Consider the following 19638-nt stretch of genomic DNA (forward strand, 5'->3'; position numbering starts at 1 on the left):
GAGCTTGCTCCCGCTGGACTGCGAAGCAGGCCCGAAATTCTGCGACCGCTGCGCGCTCGAGCGCGAGCAAGCTCCCTCGCCAAAAAAGCTGTCTCACCGCGAATCTTTCTAAACCACCGCCGCCCGCCGCTGCACAAACCGGTCGACATACTCATCCGCCGGCGAATGCAGGATCTCTCTTGGCGTACCGACCTGAATCAACCGGCCATCCTTGAGAATCGCGATGCGATTGCCGATGCGCACGGCCTCGTCGAGGTCGTGGGTGATGAAGACGATGGTCTTGTGCAGGGTCTTTTGCAGTTCCAGCAACTGGTCCTGCATCTCCGCGCGGATCAGCGGATCCAGCGCGCTGAAGGCTTCGTCCATCAGAATGATGTCGGTGTCCGCCGCCAACGCCCGGGCGAGGCCGACGCGCTGACGCATGCCGCCGGAGAGCTGGTGCGGGTATTTGTTTTCGTAGCCTTTGAGGCCGACGGTATTGATCCAGTGCAGCGCGCGTTCGGCGCAGACCTGCTTGCTCTCGCCGCGTACTTTCAGGCCGTAGGCGACGTTATCGAGCACGGTTTTGTGCGGCAGCAGACCGAAGCTCTGGAACACCATGCTGATCTTGTGTCGACGAAATTCGCGCAGCGCTTCCATGTCGTACTGCAGGATGTCCTCGCCATCCACCAGGATCGCGCCGCTGGTGGGGTCGATCAGACGATTGAAGTGCCGTACCAGGGTGGATTTGCCCGAGCCGGACAGGCCCATGATCACAAAGATTTCGCCGGTGCCGATGCTCATTGACAGGTCGTTCACGCCAACCACGCAACCGGTTTCGCTCAGCACCTGATCCTTGCTCTTGCCCTGGCCGACCATGGCCAGCGCATCTTTGGCGCGGTTGCCGAAAATCTTGAAGACGTTGCGCACTTCGATCTTGCTCACGCTTGCGTTGCTCATTTGCTCACCTCGTGGCGTGGCCGACCGTACGCTTGAGTGATGCGGTCGATGACCACAGCGAGAATCACGATCGCCAGTCCGGCTTCGAGGCCACGACCGACGTTGAGTGTCTGAATGCCCACCAGCACGTCTTCACCGAGGCCACGGGCGCCGATCATCGAAGCGATGACAACCATCGACAGGGCCATCATCGTGGTCTGGTTGATGCCAGCCATGATGCTCGGCAACGCCAGAGGCAATTGCACGCCGAACAGTTGCTGCCAGCGGTTGGCGCCGAAGGCATTGATCGCCTCCATGACTTCGCCGTCGACCTGGCGAATGCCCAGGTCAGTCAGGCGAATCAGCGGTGGCGCGGCGTAGATCACCGTGGCAAAAATTGCCGGCACCTTGCCCAGGCCGAACAGCATCAGCACCGGAATCAGGTACACGAAACTCGGCATGGTCTGCATGATGTCGAGCAACGGCATCAGTACCGAACGCAGGCGATTGCTGCGCGCCGAGAGGATCCCCAGCGGGATGCCGATCAGCACCGAAATGATCGTCGCGACCATCATCAGCGCCAGGGTCTGCATGAGTTTGTCCCAGAGGCCGACCGCGCCCACCAGAAACAGCAGACCGACAATCACCGCGGTGGTGACGACTTTGCGCGTAGCGTGCCAGGCGATGACGCCGACGATCGCCAGCATCAGCCACCACGGCGCCGCACGCAGCAGACCTTCGAGACTGACGATGGCCCACAACAGCGTGTCGGAGATGTGGCGGAACACGTCGCCGTAGTTGGTGACCAGCGAATCGACCCAACCGTTGACCCAGTCGGCGATGGAAAAAGTAAAGCTTTCGGGAAACATAAGGGACTCTCAATCAAGGGGTTGCGATCAAGCGTCCGGCTGCCGTGGCTGGCAGCCGGGTAAACCTGACCTACAAGGCCGCGTCGATTTTCCTGGCTGCGTCGTCGCTCACCCATGCGTGCCAGACTTCAGGATGTTCCTTGAGGAAGATTTTCGCCAGTTTTGCCGACTCGATGCGTTCCTTGGCCATGCGCCCAAGGTTCTGGTTGAGCAGGTCGATCGGCAGGTTGACCTTCTCCAGCACGGCGACCAGTTCCGGGGCTTCGTCGTGGAAGGTTTTCGACAGGCCGACCTTGATGGTCACGGTCTTGTCGACGCCCGGTTTCTCTTCGAGTTTGACCGCGTCGATCTGGCCCATCAGCGGGGTCGGCGACCAGTAGTAGAAGAGAATCGGCTCGCCACGCTTGTAGCTCGACAGCACCGCTGCATCCAGCGCAGGTCCGGTGCCCGGACGGAAGTTGGTGTAGCTGTTTTCCAGGCCGTAGCTCTTGAGCATCTCGCTGTTGTCGAGCTCGCAGGTCCAGCCGGCCGGGCAGTTGTAGAAGCGGCCCTTGGACGGCTCTTCGGCATCCTTGAACACGGCGGAATACTTGCCCAGATCAGCGATATTTTTCAGGTCCGGGGCTTTCGCCTCGAGCTTGCGCTTGGCGTCGCCTTCGATCACGTAACGCGGCACGTACCAGCCTTCGACAGCGCCCACTACCGGCGCGCCGACACCGACGACCTTGCCGGCCTTCTCGGCCTTGTTCCAGACCTCGCTGCGGCCGACCCACTCTTCGGCGAACACTTGAATATCGTTGCTGCTCAGGGCGTTTTCCATGGTGATGGAATTGCCCGGCAGGCTGTCGGTCTTGCAGCCGTAACCTTTCTCCAGCACCACTTGCAGCACGTCGGTCAGGAGCATGCCGCTTTCCCAGTTCAGCCCGGCGAATTTCACCGGTTTGCCCGATTCGCACCAGCCGGCGGCTTGGGTCGCACCGGCACTGGCCAACAGGCCCATGGACAGCAATGTGGTCAGCAGGGTCTTGTTCGATTTCATTGTCGTGACGCTCCTAATCATGAATGGGCTTACGGCAGTTCAAGAGGCATCCAGCCTGGTCCACGTCCAGATCAGGCCTGCGCCGCAGCGCGACCGGTCCCGCTGGTTTTTGCTTGTACGACGCTGTTCTGCTCGACCGGCAGAATCAACTGATCGGGCACTGCGCTGTGCCATTTTTTCGCGCAGAAGTAATAGACGGCGGCCGGCAGCACCAGGCCGATGATCCAGGAAATATCGACATCACCAAGAGCTGCTACCAGCGGGCCGGTGTAGAACTTGGTCGAGATGAATGGCAACTGCACCAGCACGCCGAACACATAAACGCTGATACCGAGCAGGTTCCAGCGGCCGTAGCGGCCGTTCGGATCGGCCAGCGCCGGCACGTCGTAGCGCTCGCGGGTGATGCAGTAGTAGTCGACCAGATTGATCGCGCTCCACGGGGTGAAGAAGGCCAGCAGAAACAGGATGAACGACTTGAACGCACCGAGGAACGAGTGCTGCCCGAGCAGGGCGATCAGCGTCGCCGCGCCGACGATGAACAGCACGAACACCAGCCGCTGCATACGGGTAACCGTCAGGTGTCCTTTGAAGCCACTGATGATGGTCGCAATGCACATGAAGCTGCAGTAGGAGTTCAGCGTCGAAATGGTCACCTTGCCGAACGCGATGCTGAAATACAGCAACGCGGCGGTGGCGCCGGTACCGCCGAGCCCGACGATGTAGGCGACTTCATGGCCTGCGAATTGACCGTTGGCCGATGCGGCAGCAAACACGCCGAGGATCATCGCCACTTGCGCGCCGATCACCGAGCCTGCGCCAGCGGCGAAAAAGGTTTTCACCGACGAAGTGGCGCTCGGCAGGTAGCGAGAATAGTCCGCCACATAAGGACCGAACGCGATCTGCCAGGAAGCCGCCAGGGACACCGCCAACAGGAAACTGCTCCAGCTGAAGTGGCGAATCTGCAGGAGTGCGCCGACGTCGGTCTGGCTCATCAGCCGCCAGAACAGGAACACGAAAGCGATCACGCCAATGACACTGGCGACGCGGCCGATCCAGTGAATCACCCGATAGCCGAGCACCGTGACCAGCACGATGACACTGGCGAATATCAGGATGCCAACGCTATCGCTGACACCGAACAACTGACCCAGCGCCTGCCCGGACAGCACCGTCCCGGTGGCGGTGAAGCCGAGGTACATCAGGCACACCAGCACGATCGGAATCGCCGCGCCATAAACGCCGAACTGCACGCGGCTGGAGATCATTTGCGGCAAGCCCAGTTTCGGCCCTTGCGCGGCATGCAGCGCCATCACGCCACCGCCGAGCAATTGACCGATCAACAAACCGATCAACGACCAGAACACATCACCGCCGAGTACCACGGCCAAGGCCCCGGTGACGATCGCAGTAATCTGCAGGTTGGCGCCCATCCACAGGGTGAACTGACTGAACAGACGACCGTGTCTTTCCGCTTCCGGGATGTAGTCGATCGAACGCCTTTCGATCAACGGAGTACTGCCTGCACGTTCGTTGTTAACCGCCATGATTCAACCTCTGTGGATTGTTCTGGATATCGATTGTTTCGCTTTTGTAGGAGTGAGCCTGCTCGCGATAAGGCCAGCACATTCAGCAAATGTGCTGGCTGACACACCGCTATCGCGAGCAGGCTCACTCCTACAGGGGGGAAGCATTATTTGCCGGTGATCATCGGCAGATTCAGCCCCTGCTCTTTCGCGCAGTCGATCGCAATCTGGTAGCCGGCGTCGGCGTGGCGCATGACGCCGGTGGCCGGGTCGTTGTGCAGTACGCGGGCGATGCGCTCGGCGGCCTCATCGGTACCGTCGCAGACAATCACCATCCCCGAATGCTGCGAGAAGCCCATGCCGACACCGCCGCCATGGTGCAGCGATACCCAGGTCGCGCCGCTCGCAGTGTTCAGCAGCGCGTTGAGCAGTGGCCAGTCGGACACGGCGTCGGAACCGTCCTGCATCGATTCGGTTTCGCGGTTGGGACTGGCGACCGATCCGGAATCGAGGTGGTCGCGACCGATCACCACCGGTGCCGACAGCTCACCGCTACGCACCATTTCGTTGAAGGCCAGACCGAGCCTGGCGCGCTGGCCCAGACCGACCCAGCAGATACGTGCCGGCAGACCCTGGAAGCTGATGCGCTCGCGGGCCATGTCCAGCCAGTTGTGCAAGTGTGCGTCGTCCGGGATCAGCTCTTTGACCTTGGCGTCGGTTTTGTAGATGTCCTGCGGATCACCCGACAGCGCCGCCCAACGGAACGGGCCGATGCCACGGCAGAACAGCGGACGGATGTACGCCGGCACGAAGCCCGGGAAATCGAAAGCATTTTCGACGCCCTCTTCCTGCGCCATCTGACGGATGTTGTTGCCGTAGTCGAAGGTCGGAATGCCTTGCTTCTGGAATTCCAGCATGGCCTTGACGTGCACGGCCATCGATTGCTTGGCGGCTTTGATCACAGCGGCCGGTTCGGTCTTGGCGCGGGCGCGGTATTCGTCCCAGCTCCAGCCGGCCGGCAAGTAACCGTTGAGCGGGTCGTGGGCGCTGGTCTGGTCGGTGACCATGTCCGGGCGCACGCCGCGCTTGACCAGTTCCGGGAGAATTTCGGCAGCATTGCCGAGCAGAGCGATGGAGATCGCTTTGCCTTCCTTGGTGTATTTGTCGATGCGTGCCAGGGCGTCGTCGAGGTCTTTGGCTTGCTCGTCGACGTAACGGCTTTTCAGGCGGAAATCGATGCTGACCTGCTGGCATTCGATGTTCAGCGAGCAAGCGCCGGCCAAAGTTGCCGCCAGAGGTTGTGCGCCGCCCATGCCACCCAGACCGGCGGTCAACACCCACTTGCCGGTGAGGTTGTCGTTGTAGTGTTGGCGACCGGCCTCAACGAAGGTTTCGTAGGTGCCTTGGACGATGCCCTGGCTGCCGATGTAGATCCAGCTGCCGGCGGTCATCTGGCCGTACATGGCCAGGCCTTTGGCGTCGAGTTCGTTGAAGTGTTCCCAGCTCGCCCAGTGCGGTACGAGGTTGGAGTTGGCGATCAGTACACGCGGGGCATTGCTGTGAGTCTTGAACACGCCGACCGGCTTGCCGGATTGCACCAGCAGGGTCTCGTCGTCGTTCAGATTGGTCAGGCTTTCGACGATCTTGTCGTAGCACTCCCAGTTACGCGCAGCGCGACCGATACCACCGTAGACCACCAGCTCTTTCGGGTTCTCGGCGACTTCCGGGTCGAGGTTGTTCATCAACATGCGCAGCGGTGCTTCGGTCAGCCAGCTCTTGGCGGTCAGCGTGTTACCGCGAGCGGCGCGAATCTGCACGTCACGAAACTTGTTGCTGTTCTGGGTATTGTCAGTCACGAAAAAGACTCCTCAGCGATCAATTCAAACCAACCCTGGCAGTGGGCAGCAGCCTGCGCGCTTTTCTGCGCGACAAGCGAATCAGTGGACGCTGCGGAGAGTCTCGGACGACTCATACGCATACGTCTTTACTTGTACATACAAGCATATGCAATCAAGCGGCCAACTTGTTGGAGAGGTGTTCAAGAAAAAATACGGACAGGGCTGGAGAGCGCCTGAATCAAGGGGTCAGGCGTGGATGAAATATTTCGAGGGTATTAATGGAAGGGGGTTGGGGATTGTTTCGAAAGCGAGGTTTTGCGCCACGCTGGGGCGTTCGGTAACAAGTTGGTGCGAGGATGGAAACAGGAAGTGTGAATGCAACTGTGGCGAGGGAGCTTGCTCACGCTGGGCTGCGAAGCAGCCCCAAATCGGTGTTCACCGGAATTGGGAGTCCTTCGGCCTCTAGCGGGACCAGGTTCCTTCGCCACAGGGGGATTGTGTTCAGTTTTGGAGGAGTTCGATGACGCAGCAAGCGGCATTGGTGGCGACTTCAACCAGTCCGGCGTTACCGTCCAGTTGCAGACAATCATGGCGACCGAGTTGCGATGCGGTTTCACCGACTTGCACTTGCAGCAAGTCACTGACACTGAACACCAGCAACGTCCCCGCCGAGCTGAAAAACCGCTGCTCACCGTCCAGCCACTGCAACCGCGCGCTGTAACGTTGCGGCGCGTAGATCAGATTGAAGTCGCGAATCGCACCGCCGAGCAACGTGCAGGACACCTGACTTTCGCCGCTGAAAGCATACGGGTCGAGGGGTAACAGTGGGCGGGTATCGTCACCGTCGACGCACAGGGTCATGCCGTCCCCCTGCAACACGGTGATGACTCGCTGGTAACCGGCGAACGTCGAGAACCCACCCGACTCAGCGATGTCGGCAATCGACAGGCGCCAGCCGAAACCGTCCAGGCCAGCACCTGCATCGCGAGTGATTTCCTCGGTGCTGCCGCCGCCGTTTTTCCACGGCATGCGCGGGTAGCCTTCGGCGCGTAAAACCTTAATTGCATTCATTTATGGAACCGCCCTTCGAGACGATGACGGGAACCCGGATGGATCAAGCGCGCCGCCGTCACTGGCTGACGCCCCGACCAGGTACGCCGACGGATCAGCAAGCACGGCTCGCCCTTTTCAATCTGCAGCAATTTGCACTCTGACGGCTCAGCAAGAATCGCTTCGACCACGTGCTCGCCTTCGGTCAGCGGCGCGACCTGGTTGAGGTAGGCGTAAGGTGTCTGCAGGGTGAAGTCCTGCTTGAGGTACTCCGGGGCGACCAGGGCGTTGACGAAGCGGTCTTCGATTTGCACCGGAATGTCGTTCTCGTAATGCACAATCAGCGAGTGGAAGACCTTCTGCCCTTCGCGCATATCCAGTGCCAGCGCACGCTCGGAGCCGGCGGCCTCTTCCTCGAGGGTGATGACCTGGCAGGTGTGGCGATGACCGCGCGAGGCGATTTCGTCGGCGATGTTGTGCACTTCGAACAGCGCGGACTGGCTCTTCGGTTCGGCGACAAAGGTGCCGACGCCTTGCATGCGCACCAGCAGGCCATCGGCGGTCATCTCACGCAGGGCGCGGTTGATGGTCATGCGGCTGAAGCCGAGCTGGCTGACCAGTTCGCTTTCGGACGGCACGCGGTAGTGCGGCGGCCAGTTACCGCTGTCGATCTGCTGGGTGATCATCTGCTTGACGCGGGCGTACAAGGGCGCCGGACTGTCGCCCATGTTCGCGGCCAACGGAGAGACTGGAGGCGGAGTCGGCACGGTTGATCCCTGTTCATTGGATGAAAGTGACTAGCTTGCCGGAGTTTACCGGGCAGGCAAACGTCTGTATATGTATATACAAATAACACACGATGGGGTGCCGAACGATGTCCGCCTTCTTTGCCGAACGCGCACTGCTGCCTAACGGATGGGCCAACAATGTACGTCTCGAGGTCAGCGCCGATGGCCTGCTGACCCGAATCCAGGCCGATTCCACCGCAGACGAGGCCGAGCGGCTGCGCGGGCCGTTGCTGCCGGGTATGCCCAACCTGCACTCCCACGCCTTCCAGCGCGCCATGGCTGGACTGGCCGAAGTTGCCGGCAACCCGAACGACAGCTTCTGGACCTGGCGCGATCTGATGTATCGCCTCGTCGGAAAAATCAGCCCGGATCAGCTCGGCATCATCGCCCGTCAGCTGTACATCGAAATGCTCAAGGCCGGGTACACCTCGGTCGCTGAATTCCACTACGTGCACCACGACAGCAGCGGCCAGCCGTATGCCGATCCGGCCGAACTGGCCTTGCGCATCAGCCAGGCCGCCAGTGAAAGCGGTATCGGTCTGACCCTGCTGCCGGTGCTTTACAGCCATTCCGGTTTCGGTGGGCAGACGCCGAATGACGGCCAGCGCCGGTTTATCAACAGCACCGAAAACTACTTGAATCTGCACGCACGGTTGCAGCCATTACTGGCACAGCAAAAGGCGCAATCGCTGGGCCTGTGTTTCCACTCGCTACGCGCGGTGACGCCGCAGCAGATCAGCGAAGTGCTCGCTGCCAGTGACAAGCAGATCCCGGTGCATATCCACATCGCCGAACAGCAGAAAGAAGTCGACGACTGCCTGAGTTGGAGTGGTCGGCGGCCGCTGCAATGGCTGTACGAAAATACCCACGTCGATCAGCGCTGGTGCCTGGTCCACGCGACCCACGCCAACCCGGAAGAAGTCTCGCTGATGGCCAACAGTCGCGCGATCGCCGGGCTTTGCCTGACCACTGAAGCGAATCTGGGTGACGGAATTTTCCCGGCGGTTGATTTTCTCGCCCAGGGCGGGCGCATGGGCATTGGCTCCGACAGCCATGTGTCGCTGAGCGTGGTGGAAGAATTACGCTGGCTGGAATACGGCCAGCGTTTGCGCGATCAGCGGCGCAATCGCTTGTACGGCGCCGACCAGCCGATGGTCGGCCGCACGTTGTACGACGCGGCGCTGGACGGCGGCGCGCAGGCGTTGGGGCAGCCGATCGGTGCGCTGGAGGTGGGCAAGCGCGCGGACTGGATCGTGCTCGATGGCAACGATCCGTATCTGGCGACAGCGTCGGGGGACGGGATTCTGAATCGCTGGCTGTTCGCCGGCGGCGATCGGCAGGTGCGCGATGTGCTGGTGAATGGTCAGTGGGTGGTACGCGATGGCCGGCATGCCGGCGAAGAGCAAAGCGCCCGAGCCTTCACCCAGGTACTGCGTGATCTTTTAGGCTGACGCAAAACAAACTGTGGGAGCGAGCCTGCTCGCGAAAACGGTGCATCAGTCAATATTCATGTCGACTGACACACCCTCTTCGCGAGCAGGCTCGCTCCCACATTTGATGTGTATCGAGACTTAATTAGAGGTCTTGGCCATCTGCCGATCCGACGCGCGCCAGATCAGTCGCGTAGTGTCGTAACCCTGCTGACGCGCCTTGCTCAGCAGTTCTTCACGCACTACACCGTTAACGGTCGGCGTGCGCGACAGTAGCCACAAGTACTTGCGACTCGGATCGCCGACGATGGCGGTCTTGTAATCGTCGCTGACGTACAACACCCAGTACTCGCCCTTCGCCACACCTGGCACCAGGCGCGAGAACCAGTTATCGAATTCGACCCAGAGCTTGTCGGTCTTGCCCGGCACTTGGGGATAAGCCGTGCCCTTGGCCTCTTCCCATTGCCAGTCCGGGGTCAGGCAGCGGTTGAGCACGCCGACGTTACCGTCCGGCTTGAGGCTGTAGTGGGCTTCGGATTGCGCGCAGTGGCGCTGGAAGTACATCGGCAAGCGTGCCAGTTCATACCAGGTGCCCTGATAACGCTTGAGGTTGACGCTGTTGACGGTTCTCGGCGCCAACGGATCGACGCCGGAAGTGGCGCAGCCAGCCAGTACCAGGCCAGCAAAAAGGATCAGCAATAACCGCTTCATTTTTTTCTCCGTGGGCGCGAAGCCCCGGTTTACTTCAGGCCTTGGCCGGAAAACATCAGCACTTTGTCACCGGCGTATTGCACGCTGATAAAGCTGTTCTTGTCGCCCCAGGTGCAGCTGGACATACCGAGCGCGCCCGAGCAATCGGTGGGCTTGCCGAGAAGGGTTTCCACGTCGGACTTGGCCATGCCGGCCGAGAGCTTCGAGTAGTTTTCCTGATTGACCTTGCTGCATGCGGCCAACAGCACGCAAAACGACAGCAGGGCGATAGATCGCAGCGACATGGTAAAACTCCTGGAACGAGGGGGGATGGCATGGTGCCAACCAGAAGCTTAGAAGAGAAAAGTGTCATCTGGTTCCGTGGCCGAACGCCTATTTATCAGCCCGCCCGTCCGGCTTTTGTCGGTAAATCAAAAACTTTGTGAAGCTGTCGAGCATTTCGTCGACTTTCCCCGCAAGCGCCTAATCTTTGGCGCGCCGCGGTCGAAATAAGAGCAGCGCAACGCTGCCGAATATGGCAAATTGCCGCCCTTTCCTGACCAGCCCCTTCGCGGTAGTTCATTCGATGACCAGAAACATGAAATTCAGCCACAAGATCCTGCTGGCTGCCGCCCTCGTAGTGGCCATTGCGTTCGCCTGTTTCATCTTGTTCAACGACTATCGCCAGCGTCAGGCCTTGAGCAGCAGCACCGAAGCCACCATGCAGGAGCTCGGCAGCCTGACCACCAGCAACATCCAGACCTGGCTGGAAAGCCGCATCCAGCTGCTGCAATCGTTATCGCAGCAGGTCGCGGTCGACGGCAACGCACCCGCCAGCCTCAAGCGCATCATCGACCTGCCCGCCTACACCGGCAATTTCCAGCTCAGCTATTTCGGTGGCGCTGACGGCGTGATGTTTTCCGTGCCCGCCGGCAACCGCGCGCCGGATTACGATCCACGTGCGCGTGGCTGGTACAAAGCGGCGAACAGCGCGCAACAGACTATCGTCACCGAACCGTACATCGCCGCTTCGTCGGGCAAACTGGTCATTACAGTAGCGACGCCGGTGCAGCGCCAGGGCCAGATGCTCGGCGTCGCCGGTGCGGACATCGACCTGACCAGTGTCAGCGCAATCATCAACTCGCTGAACTTCGGCGGCCACGGGCACGCGTTCATCGTCAGCGCCGAAGGCAAGATCCTGATTCACCCGGACAGCAAACTGGTGCTCAAAACCCTCGCCGAGGCCTACCCGAACGGTGCGCCTCAAGTCAGTCCGGGCCTGAAAGAAGTCGAGTTTGATGGCAAGACCCAGTTGATTTCCTTCACTCGCGTCAACGGCGTGCCGTCGGCCGACTGGTACGTGGCGCTGGTGCTCGACAAAGACACCGCGTTCTCTATGCTCAGCGAATTCCGCACCTCGGCGCTGATCGCCATGGTGATCGCCGTGCTGATCATCATCGGCCTGCTCGGCATGCTCATTCGCGTGCTGATGCAGCCGCTGCTGACCATGGGCCGTGCGATGCATGACATCGCTGAAGGCGAAGGCGACCTGACCAAACGTCTGGTGATCCACGGCAACGATGAATTCGGCGCACTGGGCACTTCGTTCAACCGCTTCGTCGAACGCATTCACAGCTCGATCCGCGAAGTGTCCTCGGCCACCGGCCAGGTCAACGAAGTCGCCCTGCGCGTGGTCGCCGCCTCGAACTCCTCGATGTACAACTCCGACCAGCAGGCCAACCGTACCAACAGCGTCGCCGCCGCGATCAATCAGCTCGGCGCTGCCGCCCAGGAAATCGCACAGAACGCCGCCCTCGCCTCGCAGCACTCCAGCGATGCGCGCAGCCTTGCGGTCGACGGCCAGCAGGTTGTGGATAAAACCATTCAAGCCATGCAGCAACTGTCGGCGAAGATCAGCGATTCCTGTGGCAACATCGAAACGCTGAATAGCAACACGGTGAACATCGGCCAGATTCTCGAAGTGATCACCAGCATTTCCCAGCAGACCAATCTGCTCGCACTCAACGCCGCCATCGAAGCTGCGCGTGCCGGTGAGGCTGGGCGCGGTTTCGCCGTGGTGGCCGACGAGGTGCGCAACCTCGCGCATCGCACCCAGGACTCGGCGCAGCAAGTGCAGAAGATGATCGAAGAGCTGCAAGTCGGCGCGCGGCAGGCGGTGACCATCATGACCGAGAGCCAGCGCGAGAGTGAAAGCAGCGTCGGCATCGCCAACCAGGCCGGCGAGCGTCTGGGCAGCGTGACCCAGCGCATCGGCGAAATCGATGGCATGAACCAGTCGGTGGCCACTGCGACCGAGGAACAAACGGCCGTGGTCGAGTCGATCAACGTTGATATCAACGAGATCAATACACTGAATCAGGAAGGGGTGGAGAATTTGCAGGCGACGTTGCGCGCGTGTTCGGATCTGGAACAGCAGGCGGCACGTCTCAAGCAACTGGTTGGTAGCTTCCGTATATAAAGATCAAAAGATCGCAGCCTTCGGCAGCTCCTACAGAATGAACGCTTTACTCATGTAGGAGCTGCCGAAGGCTGCGATCTTTTCTGCGGTCAGAACCGCGACCCGGGTTTGGAAAGAAATACCAACTCTTCAGCCGTAGAATCCCGCCCCAACACCGCATTGCGATGCGGAAACCTTCCAAACTGCGCAATCACCTTCCGATGCCGCTCGGCATAGTCCAGGTTATCGGCAAACACCGCGCGCTCCGATTCCGGCTGTTCAGACACCAATTCGATAAATCTGGAAACGGCTTCGTTCTGCACCGCGAGGTTTTCGCAGTGTTCGAACACCAGATAAATGAACACGCGGTGAATCGCCTTCAATTGCCGATCAAAATCCGCCGCAACGCCTTGCGCGACAAGTTTCTGTGCAAGCAGATCACCGGAAAAGGCTTTGGGGGTGTCGCGATAGATCATGCGCGGCAGTTGATCGAGCAACAGCACAACCGCCAGCCAACCTTCGGGACATTGCGTCCACTCGGTCAATTCACCGGCCAGGGCCTGATCGACAAAGACCCCGAAACGCGTCTGCGCTTCGAGGTCCTGGCTTTTCCGCTTACCGAACCACAACTTGCCCTTTTCGGCCGCTACTGCGTTGGCTGATTCGGCGTGTCCGAACCACCAGTCGAGCAACGGCTGCCAGGGCGCGTGCATGGTTTATTCCTTGTGGTAGGCCGTGGCGCGGGCGACTTCTTCTTTCGAACCAAGGAACACTGCGACGCGCTGGTGCAGGCCTTCCGGCTGGATGTCGAGAATGCGCTGATGACCATCGGTGGACGCGCCGCCGGCTTGCTCAACGAGGAACGACATCGGGTTGGCTTCGTACATCAGGCGCAGCTTGCCCGGCTTGGACGGCTCGCGGCTGTCGCGCGGGTACATGAACAGACCGCCACGGGTCAGGATGCGATGCACGTCGGCGACCATCGCCGCGACCCAGCGCATGTTGTAGTTCTTCTTCAACGGCCCTTCTTCACCGGCCAGCAGCTCGCCGACATAGCGCTGCACCGGGGCTTCCCAGTGACGCTGGTTGGACATGTTGATGGCGAATTCCTGAGTGGTTTCAGGAATGGTGATGTCTTCGTGAGTGAGGACGAAGCTGCCCATTTCACGATCCAGGGTGAAGCCTTTGACGCCGTCGCCCAAGGTCAGCACCAGCATGGTCTGCGGGCCGTAGATCGCGTAGCCGGCGGCCACTTGCTGGGTGCCTGGCTGCAGGAAAGCTTTTTCGTTCAGCGGTTCGTTCTGGCTGAGGTATTCGTTCGGGCAACGCAATACCGAGAAGATCGTGCCGACCGGGGCATTGATGTCGATGTTCGACGAGCCGTCCAGTGGGTCGAATACCAGCAGATAGGCGCCCTTCGGATATTTGCCCGGGATCTGGTAGGCATTGTCCATTTCTTCGGACGCCATGCCGGCCAGGTGACCGCCCCATTCGTTGGCTTCAAGGAGGATTTCGTTCGACAGCACGTCGAGCTTCTTCTGCACTTCGCCTTGTACGTTCTCGGTGCCCATGCTGCCCAGAACACCACCCAGGGCGCCTTTGGACACGGCGTGGCTGATCTCCTTGCAGGCACGCGCCACCACTTCGATCAAAAAGCGCAGATCGGCAGGAGTGTTGTTGCTGCGGGTCTGCTCAATCAAATAGCGACTCAAGGTAACGCGGGACATGGACGGCTCCGGTGGAATGGGGGGCGGAAAACCCGCGCAGTTTACAGGGAGTCTGAAAACCTAGCGAGCAAAGACGCCGGCTAACGTGCGCCTGGGTTTATTTGCCTGTATGAGACGTGATTGTCGGTGGAGAGTTCAGGTGTCGGATTGAGCGTAGTTGGAAATGGGCCGGGTGGTGGTTAGGCGAAGCGACGGTTTCAGGATTTTTGTCGGCAGGCAGACCGCTATCGCGAGCAGGCTCACTCCTACAGGGGAAATGCGGTCCATTGTAGGAGTGAGCCTGCTCGCGATCGGATGCGCAGCATCCGCCTTGTCAGGTGCTGGTCGGGGGTTTGCGCAACAGGCTGAACGCCATCGCCCCGAGAAACACCACGCTGAGCAGCAACACCGCCCACAAGCCGATCTTCTTCCAGTTGGTCCCGGCCACCGCAGCCGTCGTCGCCGTCGACGTCTGCGTAACCAGCGCCTCGTCTTGCACCGTGGCCTTGCCCAGCGCGGCCAGCATCTGCGGTTTGAAATCCGGAATAAGCGTTGCCAGCGGCAGGTTCGCCGCTCTCACATTGGAGTTGCCCAGCGCCAGGCTGTACGGCCCTTCGCCCCGGGCGAGGAAAATCACCTGCGTGGCGCGCACCGCATATTTCAGGTCCGGCGCCTGCTCACCCAGACCGCCGCCGCGCTCATCCACGATCAGCTTGAGTTGCTGCACGGTCTGCCCGGAAAGCGCGATTTCGTTCTGCACCACGTCCTGATTGTTCTGGGTCAGGCGATACAGCAAGCCACTGCTGATTGTCTGCCAGGGCAAGTTGCTTTCGCGCCGGCCAGCCAACGTGACCGGCGCCAGGCTGTTCGGCTGTTTCAGCTCCACCTGCACCCGCTCCACATTCAGCCCCATCGGCAGCTGCCAGCTGTATTCCCCTGATTTGGCGCTGCTGCCGGCCACGTTTGGCGACCAGACCAAGGGCAGCGGCAGGTTGCGCGGGTCGCTGCTTTTCAGTTGCGCCGAGGTGAGGATCGGTGCCGAGCCCGGCGACTCCCACAGCAGGCGCACATAGCGCGCAGTCTGTCGCGGAAGGGTCACTTCGTGCTGTTCGATGCGCTCATCGGAAAAGGTCAGGCGTGCCACCTGGCCCTCGCCCCATGACTGCCAGTGCTGCAGATCGTCGCTGGCCTCGATGCTGAAACGCTGGAAACCGTCGCGTTCGCTGGTCCAGTCGAGGATGAGTTGCTGCAACGGCGCCTTGATCGCGCTGGCATCGAGCAACCAGCCGCGCAGCACTTCTTCGCCCGCTTCCAGTTGCGAGGACGGCTGCACTTCCACCAGCGTGCCATTGGTGGTCGACTGCACGCGCACATTCGGCGCACGCTCGCTGGCGTCGGCGGCGTTGTACAGCGGGAACCACTTGACCTCGTGCAGCTTGCCGTCGTCGCGGGTCTGAGCAGACTCGCGAGCCAAAGCGTAAGCCTGCGCTTCGCCGGCAGCGTTGAATACGCGCAGGTCGCTGAGATCGGTCTGGCGCGCCTGCAATTGCGCGCTCAGCGGCAGGTCGAGGCGATACCACGGGCCGTTGCCACTCACCGACAATGGCAGCTGCGAGGCGAAGTCCGCCGGTTTTTCCTGAGCGCCGGCCACCATCACCACGCCCAGCGCCAGCCACCCCAGATTCAGCATGCGACTCAAGATGCAACTCCTTCGGTTTCCTGCGCGGGTTTGTCCGCCGCCGGTTCAGCCTCGACGCGTTTGGGCGGCAGCGGTGCAAAGTAGCCGACCACCAGCAGCAACACGCCAACACCGATAAACGAGACGATCCGGGCGAGACCGCCACGGTTGCTCAGTTCGACAAAAACCAGTTTGGCCACCACCAGCGCAATCAGGGCCGCGCCGATCAGCCACACTTCGCGGCGATGGCGCAGATGGCCGCCGATCATCAGCCCCAGCGCCATCAACGTCCAGACGATCGACAGACCGGCCTGCACCAGCATCGAAGCGAGCAGTTGATCAAGCTCGAACGGAATGCCGGCCCAGTGATGCGCAGCGCGAGTGACCAGCGCGGTACAGAAAGCGAACAGCGAGACCCCGGCGATCAGTTGCGTGGCGTGGTCGGCGTAATCCTGGCGGACCGACAACTGCGTAACGGCGCTGCGCGACCAGACATAAACACCGAACAACGCAAACAGCAGACCCAACTCCAATGGGTTGAGCAGCGGCACGTAGGGCAACGGTTCGGGATTGCCATCGCTGACGCCATTGGCCAGCCAGAACCACGCCAGCATCAGCACCGCCAACGGTGCCGCCGCATACAAGCGGTACTCGCGGGTGAACGCGGCGACCGGCCACGGCCAGTCGCGCGGTGCCGCCATCAGCAACAGATAAACGCTCGGCAGAATCGCCCAGCCCAGCCAGCGCCAGGCGTTGTATTGCTCGGACATCAGCAGCAGGCCGTAACGCAACTCCAGCGCCAGCACGCCGATCAGCAGCCAGCAACCCAGCACATGGGCCGCGCTCAACGCACGCGCCGGCAACATCGACGCCAGGCGGCGCAGGCTGAAGAAATGCACCGCGAACAGCAGCGGCCACGCCAGCCAGCCGAAGTCGGCGGCCGGGTGATAACGCGCATGCCACGCACCGAGCAAGACCAGCGCCGCCGCCGGCATCAGCAAGGTGCAGAGCAACCCCAGCGCCGGCCATCTCAGACGCAACGACAACAGCGTCCACAGCGCCACACTGATCGCCGCCACCAACAGCAACAACGTGCCCTGCAGATTCGGCGAAGCAAACCGCAGCACTTCGCTGATCCACGCCAGCGCCCACCACGCGGCGCCCCAGACCAGCAGCACTTGCGACAAGCGCTGCAAACTCAACGCATCGAAAGCACTGGCAGGGTTGCCCAGTTGCAGGCGCCACGCGCCGATCAGCGCCGCCAGCCCGAGCACCAGCGGCGTCCAGAAGCCACCATGGCCCAGAGGCCGCAGTCCTTCGCTGGACAATGGCCCGAGCAATTCCGGGCCGGCGAGCAAAAACGCGGCGCCGCCGATCACCTGCAACAGCAACCCGAAGACGAAACTCAGACGCTGTTGCAGGTACAGGCTCAGCCAGATGATCAGCAAGCCGCTGGCCGCCCACACCGCACTCGCGGTCTGCCACGGCAAGACAAAGAGCACCGCCAGATTGATCAGCACCAGCCCGGCCAGCAGCACCACCGACAAGCCATGCAGCAGGCGCACATCGGCGCGCACCATTTCATCCCGCGCCGCCAGGAGCATGCCGGCGATCAACGCCAGACCGATCAAGGACGCACTGAGCAAACCACTCCAGCCCGCGCTCAATACCGCCGCCGAATCTTCACCGGCGCCTTGCAGCCGCAACAGGAACAACGCGCCGCCCAGCAACTGCACGGCGAACGCGGTAAACAGGAACGTGCGCGATTGAATCCGCAGCCCGACAAATAATGTCGCCAACCCGGCCAAGGCCCAACTGATCGCCGTGCCCTGGATGAATAGGAACAACGGTGCCAGCAGATAAAGGAACGTCAGGCCCAGACAAGCCAGCAGCGCAAGACCTTGGCGCTCCCACGGCGAACTTTGCTCCGGCGTGGCTTTGCGCAATTGATGGAAGCTGAACAGCAATGCAATCCCGAGCATCAGCGCGCCCAGCGGTGCGCCGTCGAGCAGGCTGCTCTCGCCGAGCTGCAATTGACCGAGAAACGCCAACGCCGATCCCAGTTGCAACAACAAAGCAAAGGCCCGAGCGAACGGTCGATGCTGACGCAACCCCAGCCAGAAAATCCCCGCGCCTTCGACGGCCCACGCCGCTGACGTCCAGCGTGCATCGAGCCCCAGCGGAATCGCCAGGCTGGCAAAAATCACCCCCAGGGCCAGGCAGGTTTCACCGAGCAGCATCGCCCGCCCGCCCATCAGCACTCTGGCCAGCGCCATATAGATCATGCCCAGCGCCAACGCGCTGAAAGCCGCGGCAAATTCGAGGTGCTGGACCAGCGCGAACTGCAAACCAAAGCCAATGATCGGCGGGCCGAACAGCATCGTTCCGTCGACGTAATCGCCCTTGCGTGCCGACCACTGCAGCAACGCCTCACGGTCAGCGTCCGCCGGGGCATCCGCCATCTCGCGCAATTTGCGCCGGGCGAACAGCAGGCCAATGGCGAGGTACATGAGGAAAAACAAAATCAGGAACGGCTCGGTGCTCCACAGCAGTTCCGGGGTGTATGAACGCAGGCCCCAGGCGAAACCGATGCCGAAGGTGCCGACGAAGCCGACCAGGTTGAGCAGGCGCCAGGCCTTGAACCAGGCGATGGCGAGAATGCCGGCATTGAGCAAGGCGAAATAGCTGAACAGCGCGACGTGATTGCCTTCGCCGGTAGACGTCAGAATCGGCGCGGCGAAACCGCCGAGTGCCGCCGCTGCCGCCAGCCCCAGCGCATCCTGAGTGATCGCCAGAATCGCCGAGAACACCGTGACGGCCACCAGCAGGCCGAGTGCGGCGGAGGGATCAAGCAACGGATGCAGACGCATCGCCGCAAACACCGTCAGGTACAACACCGCGATCCCGGTGCCTTGCAGCATCAACGCATAGTGGCTGTTGCGCTGGCGCAGCCACCAGCCAAGCGCCAGCAGGGCCAATGCCGCTGCCGCGACTCCGGCGTAACGCAACTCGATCGGCACCACCATGCCTTCGGTGGCGTAACGCAGCAAAAACGCCAGACCGAAAAACAGCAGCACCACGCCGACGCGCAGCACGGTATTGCCGCCGAACAGCCAGTTGCGCGCCGCGCTGATGCCGCGTTCGACCAGGTTAGGGCCACGGGGTTCGGCTGGTTGTTGTGGAGAGGCAGCAGGCGCCGGCTCGGCGCTCCAGACATCAGCCGGTAGCGGCTGACTGGTTTCGCGGGCGGCGGCTGGGATCGGTTCGAGCTCGGGAGGCAGCTCCCAGATCAGCTCAGGGGTCGGGGCGGCCTGCTCAGCCACGTCGACGGGTTCGGCGACCGGCTCGACTTCAGGTGGCGGGGTTGGCGCATGCGAGGGCGAGCCCTCCAGCACAAACAGCCGCTGAGCCACGCCCTGCAAGGCTTCGCGCACCTGTTCGAGTTGGCGCTGCTGCTCCGCCGCCTGCGCGCCAAGGCGTGCAATGCGTAGCGTCTGGCCGATGACCAGTCCCAGCAGCGCCCCCAACAGCGCGCCACTGAATGACTCGTCAAACAGTCCACCGAGCACCAGCCCGATCAACATGAACATCCATTGCATGGTCGATATCCCTAAGCAGCCCCGAGGCGAGGCGAGTCCGGCGATGGCTTCA

Annotated in this window: 15 protein-coding genes; 2 read left to right on the forward strand and 13 right to left on the reverse strand. The window is 61.4% G+C overall.

Features of this window, described 5'->3' with window-relative positions:
• Positions 1–108 precede the first annotated feature (108 nt).
• The 7 genes from AEQ63_RS10440 to hutC form a co-directional block, all read right to left on the reverse strand.
• Entirely contained in the window at positions 109–939 is an 831-nt protein-coding gene (locus AEQ63_RS10440; RefSeq protein WP_064363317.1) for a quaternary amine ABC transporter ATP-binding protein, read from the reverse strand.
• Positions 936–1787 (reverse strand): ABC transporter permease, encoded by an 852-nt coding sequence (locus tag AEQ63_RS10445; RefSeq protein WP_016772087.1) that lies wholly within the window; start codon positions 1785–1787, stop codon positions 936–938. The genes AEQ63_RS10440 and AEQ63_RS10445 overlap by 4 nt, the downstream gene beginning before the upstream one ends.
• A 70-nt stretch (positions 1788–1857) precedes the next feature.
• The gene (locus tag AEQ63_RS10450; protein ID WP_064363319.1) at positions 1858–2826 is read right to left on the reverse strand and encodes an ABC transporter substrate-binding protein; all 969 of its coding nucleotides are present in this window, start codon (positions 2824–2826) and stop codon (positions 1858–1860) included.
• 71 nt (positions 2827–2897) lie between these two features.
• On the reverse strand, positions 2898–4370 hold the full coding sequence (locus tag AEQ63_RS10455; RefSeq protein ID WP_064363321.1) for a purine-cytosine permease family protein: 1473 nt from the start codon (positions 4368–4370) through the stop codon (positions 2898–2900).
• 146 nt (positions 4371–4516) lie between these two features.
• The gene (gene hutU / locus AEQ63_RS10460) at positions 4517–6205 is read right to left on the reverse strand and encodes a urocanate hydratase (protein WP_064363323.1); all 1689 of its coding nucleotides are present in this window, start codon (positions 6203–6205) and stop codon (positions 4517–4519) included.
• A 483-nt stretch (positions 6206–6688) separates the two neighbouring features.
• Positions 6689–7258: a HutD/Ves family protein gene (locus AEQ63_RS10465; protein WP_064363324.1), complete on the reverse strand. Its 570-nt coding sequence runs from the start codon at positions 7256–7258 to the stop codon at positions 6689–6691.
• Positions 7255–7965 carry a histidine utilization repressor gene (gene hutC / locus AEQ63_RS10470; RefSeq protein WP_162803449.1) on the reverse strand — a complete coding sequence of 237 codons (711 nt, stop codon included), beginning with the start codon at positions 7963–7965 and terminating at the stop codon, positions 7255–7257. Before hutC ends, AEQ63_RS10465 begins: the two co-directional genes overlap by 4 nt.
• A gap of 146 nt (positions 7966–8111) precedes the next feature.
• Here hutC and AEQ63_RS10475 point away from each other — a divergent pair, with 146 nt between their 5' ends.
• On the forward strand, positions 8112–9476 hold the full coding sequence (locus AEQ63_RS10475) for a formimidoylglutamate deiminase (RefSeq protein ID WP_064363327.1): 1365 nt from the start codon (positions 8112–8114) through the stop codon (positions 9474–9476).
• A gap of 120 nt (positions 9477–9596) precedes the next feature.
• Here AEQ63_RS10475 and AEQ63_RS10480 read toward each other — a convergent pair whose 3' ends face one another.
• Together AEQ63_RS10480 and AEQ63_RS10485 are read right to left on the reverse strand one after the other, a co-directional pair.
• Complete coding sequence (locus tag AEQ63_RS10480; protein WP_042608659.1) at positions 9597–10166, reverse strand: lipocalin family protein; 570 nt, start codon at positions 10164–10166, stop codon at positions 9597–9599.
• Between the two features lie 29 nt (positions 10167–10195).
• Positions 10196–10450, reverse strand: a complete 255-nt coding sequence (locus AEQ63_RS10485) for a lipoprotein (RefSeq protein ID WP_042608658.1) — start codon at positions 10448–10450, stop codon at positions 10196–10198.
• A gap of 281 nt (positions 10451–10731) precedes the next feature.
• Between AEQ63_RS10485 and AEQ63_RS10490 the strand changes: the two genes are divergently transcribed.
• Positions 10732–12624, forward strand: a complete 1893-nt coding sequence (locus AEQ63_RS10490) for a methyl-accepting chemotaxis protein (protein WP_201784918.1) — start codon at positions 10732–10734, stop codon at positions 12622–12624.
• 89 nt (positions 12625–12713) lie between these two features.
• Here AEQ63_RS10490 and AEQ63_RS10495 read toward each other — a convergent pair whose 3' ends face one another.
• The 4 genes from AEQ63_RS10495 to AEQ63_RS10510 all read right to left on the reverse strand — a co-directional run bounded on the left by AEQ63_RS10495 (position 12714) and on the right by AEQ63_RS10510 (position 19586).
• Positions 12714–13316, reverse strand: coding sequence for a DUF924 family protein (locus tag AEQ63_RS10495; RefSeq protein WP_064363330.1), 603 nt, complete (start codon positions 13314–13316; stop codon positions 12714–12716).
• A 3-nt stretch (positions 13317–13319) separates the two neighbouring features.
• Positions 13320–14330, reverse strand: coding sequence for a class 1 fructose-bisphosphatase (locus AEQ63_RS10500; protein WP_039756611.1), 1011 nt, complete (start codon positions 14328–14330; stop codon positions 13320–13322).
• A gap of 313 nt (positions 14331–14643) precedes the next feature.
• Positions 14644–16008: a DUF3999 domain-containing protein gene (locus tag AEQ63_RS10505; protein WP_064363332.1), complete on the reverse strand. Its 1365-nt coding sequence runs from the start codon at positions 16006–16008 to the stop codon at positions 14644–14646.
• Positions 16005–19586: a DUF2339 domain-containing protein gene (locus tag AEQ63_RS10510; RefSeq protein WP_064363335.1), complete on the reverse strand. Its 3582-nt coding sequence runs from the start codon at positions 19584–19586 to the stop codon at positions 16005–16007. The genes AEQ63_RS10505 and AEQ63_RS10510 overlap by 4 nt, the downstream gene beginning before the upstream one ends.
• Positions 19587–19638 lie beyond the last annotated feature (52 nt).

It is taken from the genome of Pseudomonas sp. RIT-PI-o (genome assembly GCF_001297215.1).
Taxonomy (GTDB): Bacteria; Pseudomonadota; Gammaproteobacteria; order Pseudomonadales; family Pseudomonadaceae; genus Aquipseudomonas; species Aquipseudomonas moraviensis_A.

Excerpts from the sequence above, each read along its gene's own strand:
- AEQ63_RS10440 (WP_064363317.1), bottom strand. The coding sequence starts at position 939 with ATGAGCAACGCAAGCGTGAGCAAGATCGAAGTGCGCAACGTCTTCAAG.
- AEQ63_RS10445 (WP_016772087.1), bottom strand. The coding sequence starts at position 1,787 with ATGTTTCCCGAAAGCTTTACTTTTTCCATCGCCGACTGGGTCAACGGT.
- AEQ63_RS10450 (WP_064363319.1), bottom strand. The coding sequence starts at position 2,826 with ATGAAATCGAACAAGACCCTGCTGACCACATTGCTGTCCATGGGCCTG.
- AEQ63_RS10455 (WP_064363321.1), bottom strand. The coding sequence starts at position 4,370 with ATGGCGGTTAACAACGAACGTGCAGGCAGTACTCCGTTGATCGAAAGG.
- AEQ63_RS10465 (WP_064363324.1), bottom strand. The coding sequence starts at position 7,258 with ATGAATGCAATTAAGGTTTTACGCGCCGAAGGCTACCCGCGCATGCCG.
- hutC (WP_162803449.1), bottom strand. The coding sequence starts at position 7,965 with ATGGGCGACAGTCCGGCGCCCTTGTACGCCCGCGTCAAGCAGATGATC.
- AEQ63_RS10475 (WP_064363327.1), top strand. The coding sequence starts at position 8,112 with ATGTCCGCCTTCTTTGCCGAACGCGCACTGCTGCCTAACGGATGGGCC.
- AEQ63_RS10480 (WP_042608659.1), bottom strand. The coding sequence starts at position 10,166 with ATGAAGCGGTTATTGCTGATCCTTTTTGCTGGCCTGGTACTGGCTGGC.
- AEQ63_RS10485 (WP_042608658.1), bottom strand. The coding sequence starts at position 10,450 with ATGTCGCTGCGATCTATCGCCCTGCTGTCGTTTTGCGTGCTGTTGGCC.
- AEQ63_RS10490 (WP_201784918.1), top strand. The coding sequence starts at position 10,732 with ATGACCAGAAACATGAAATTCAGCCACAAGATCCTGCTGGCTGCCGCC.
- AEQ63_RS10495 (WP_064363330.1), bottom strand. The coding sequence starts at position 13,316 with ATGCACGCGCCCTGGCAGCCGTTGCTCGACTGGTGGTTCGGACACGCC.
- AEQ63_RS10500 (WP_039756611.1), bottom strand. The coding sequence starts at position 14,330 with ATGTCCCGCGTTACCTTGAGTCGCTATTTGATTGAGCAGACCCGCAGC.
- AEQ63_RS10510 (WP_064363335.1), bottom strand. The coding sequence starts at position 19,586 with ATGCAATGGATGTTCATGTTGATCGGGCTGGTGCTCGGTGGACTGTTT.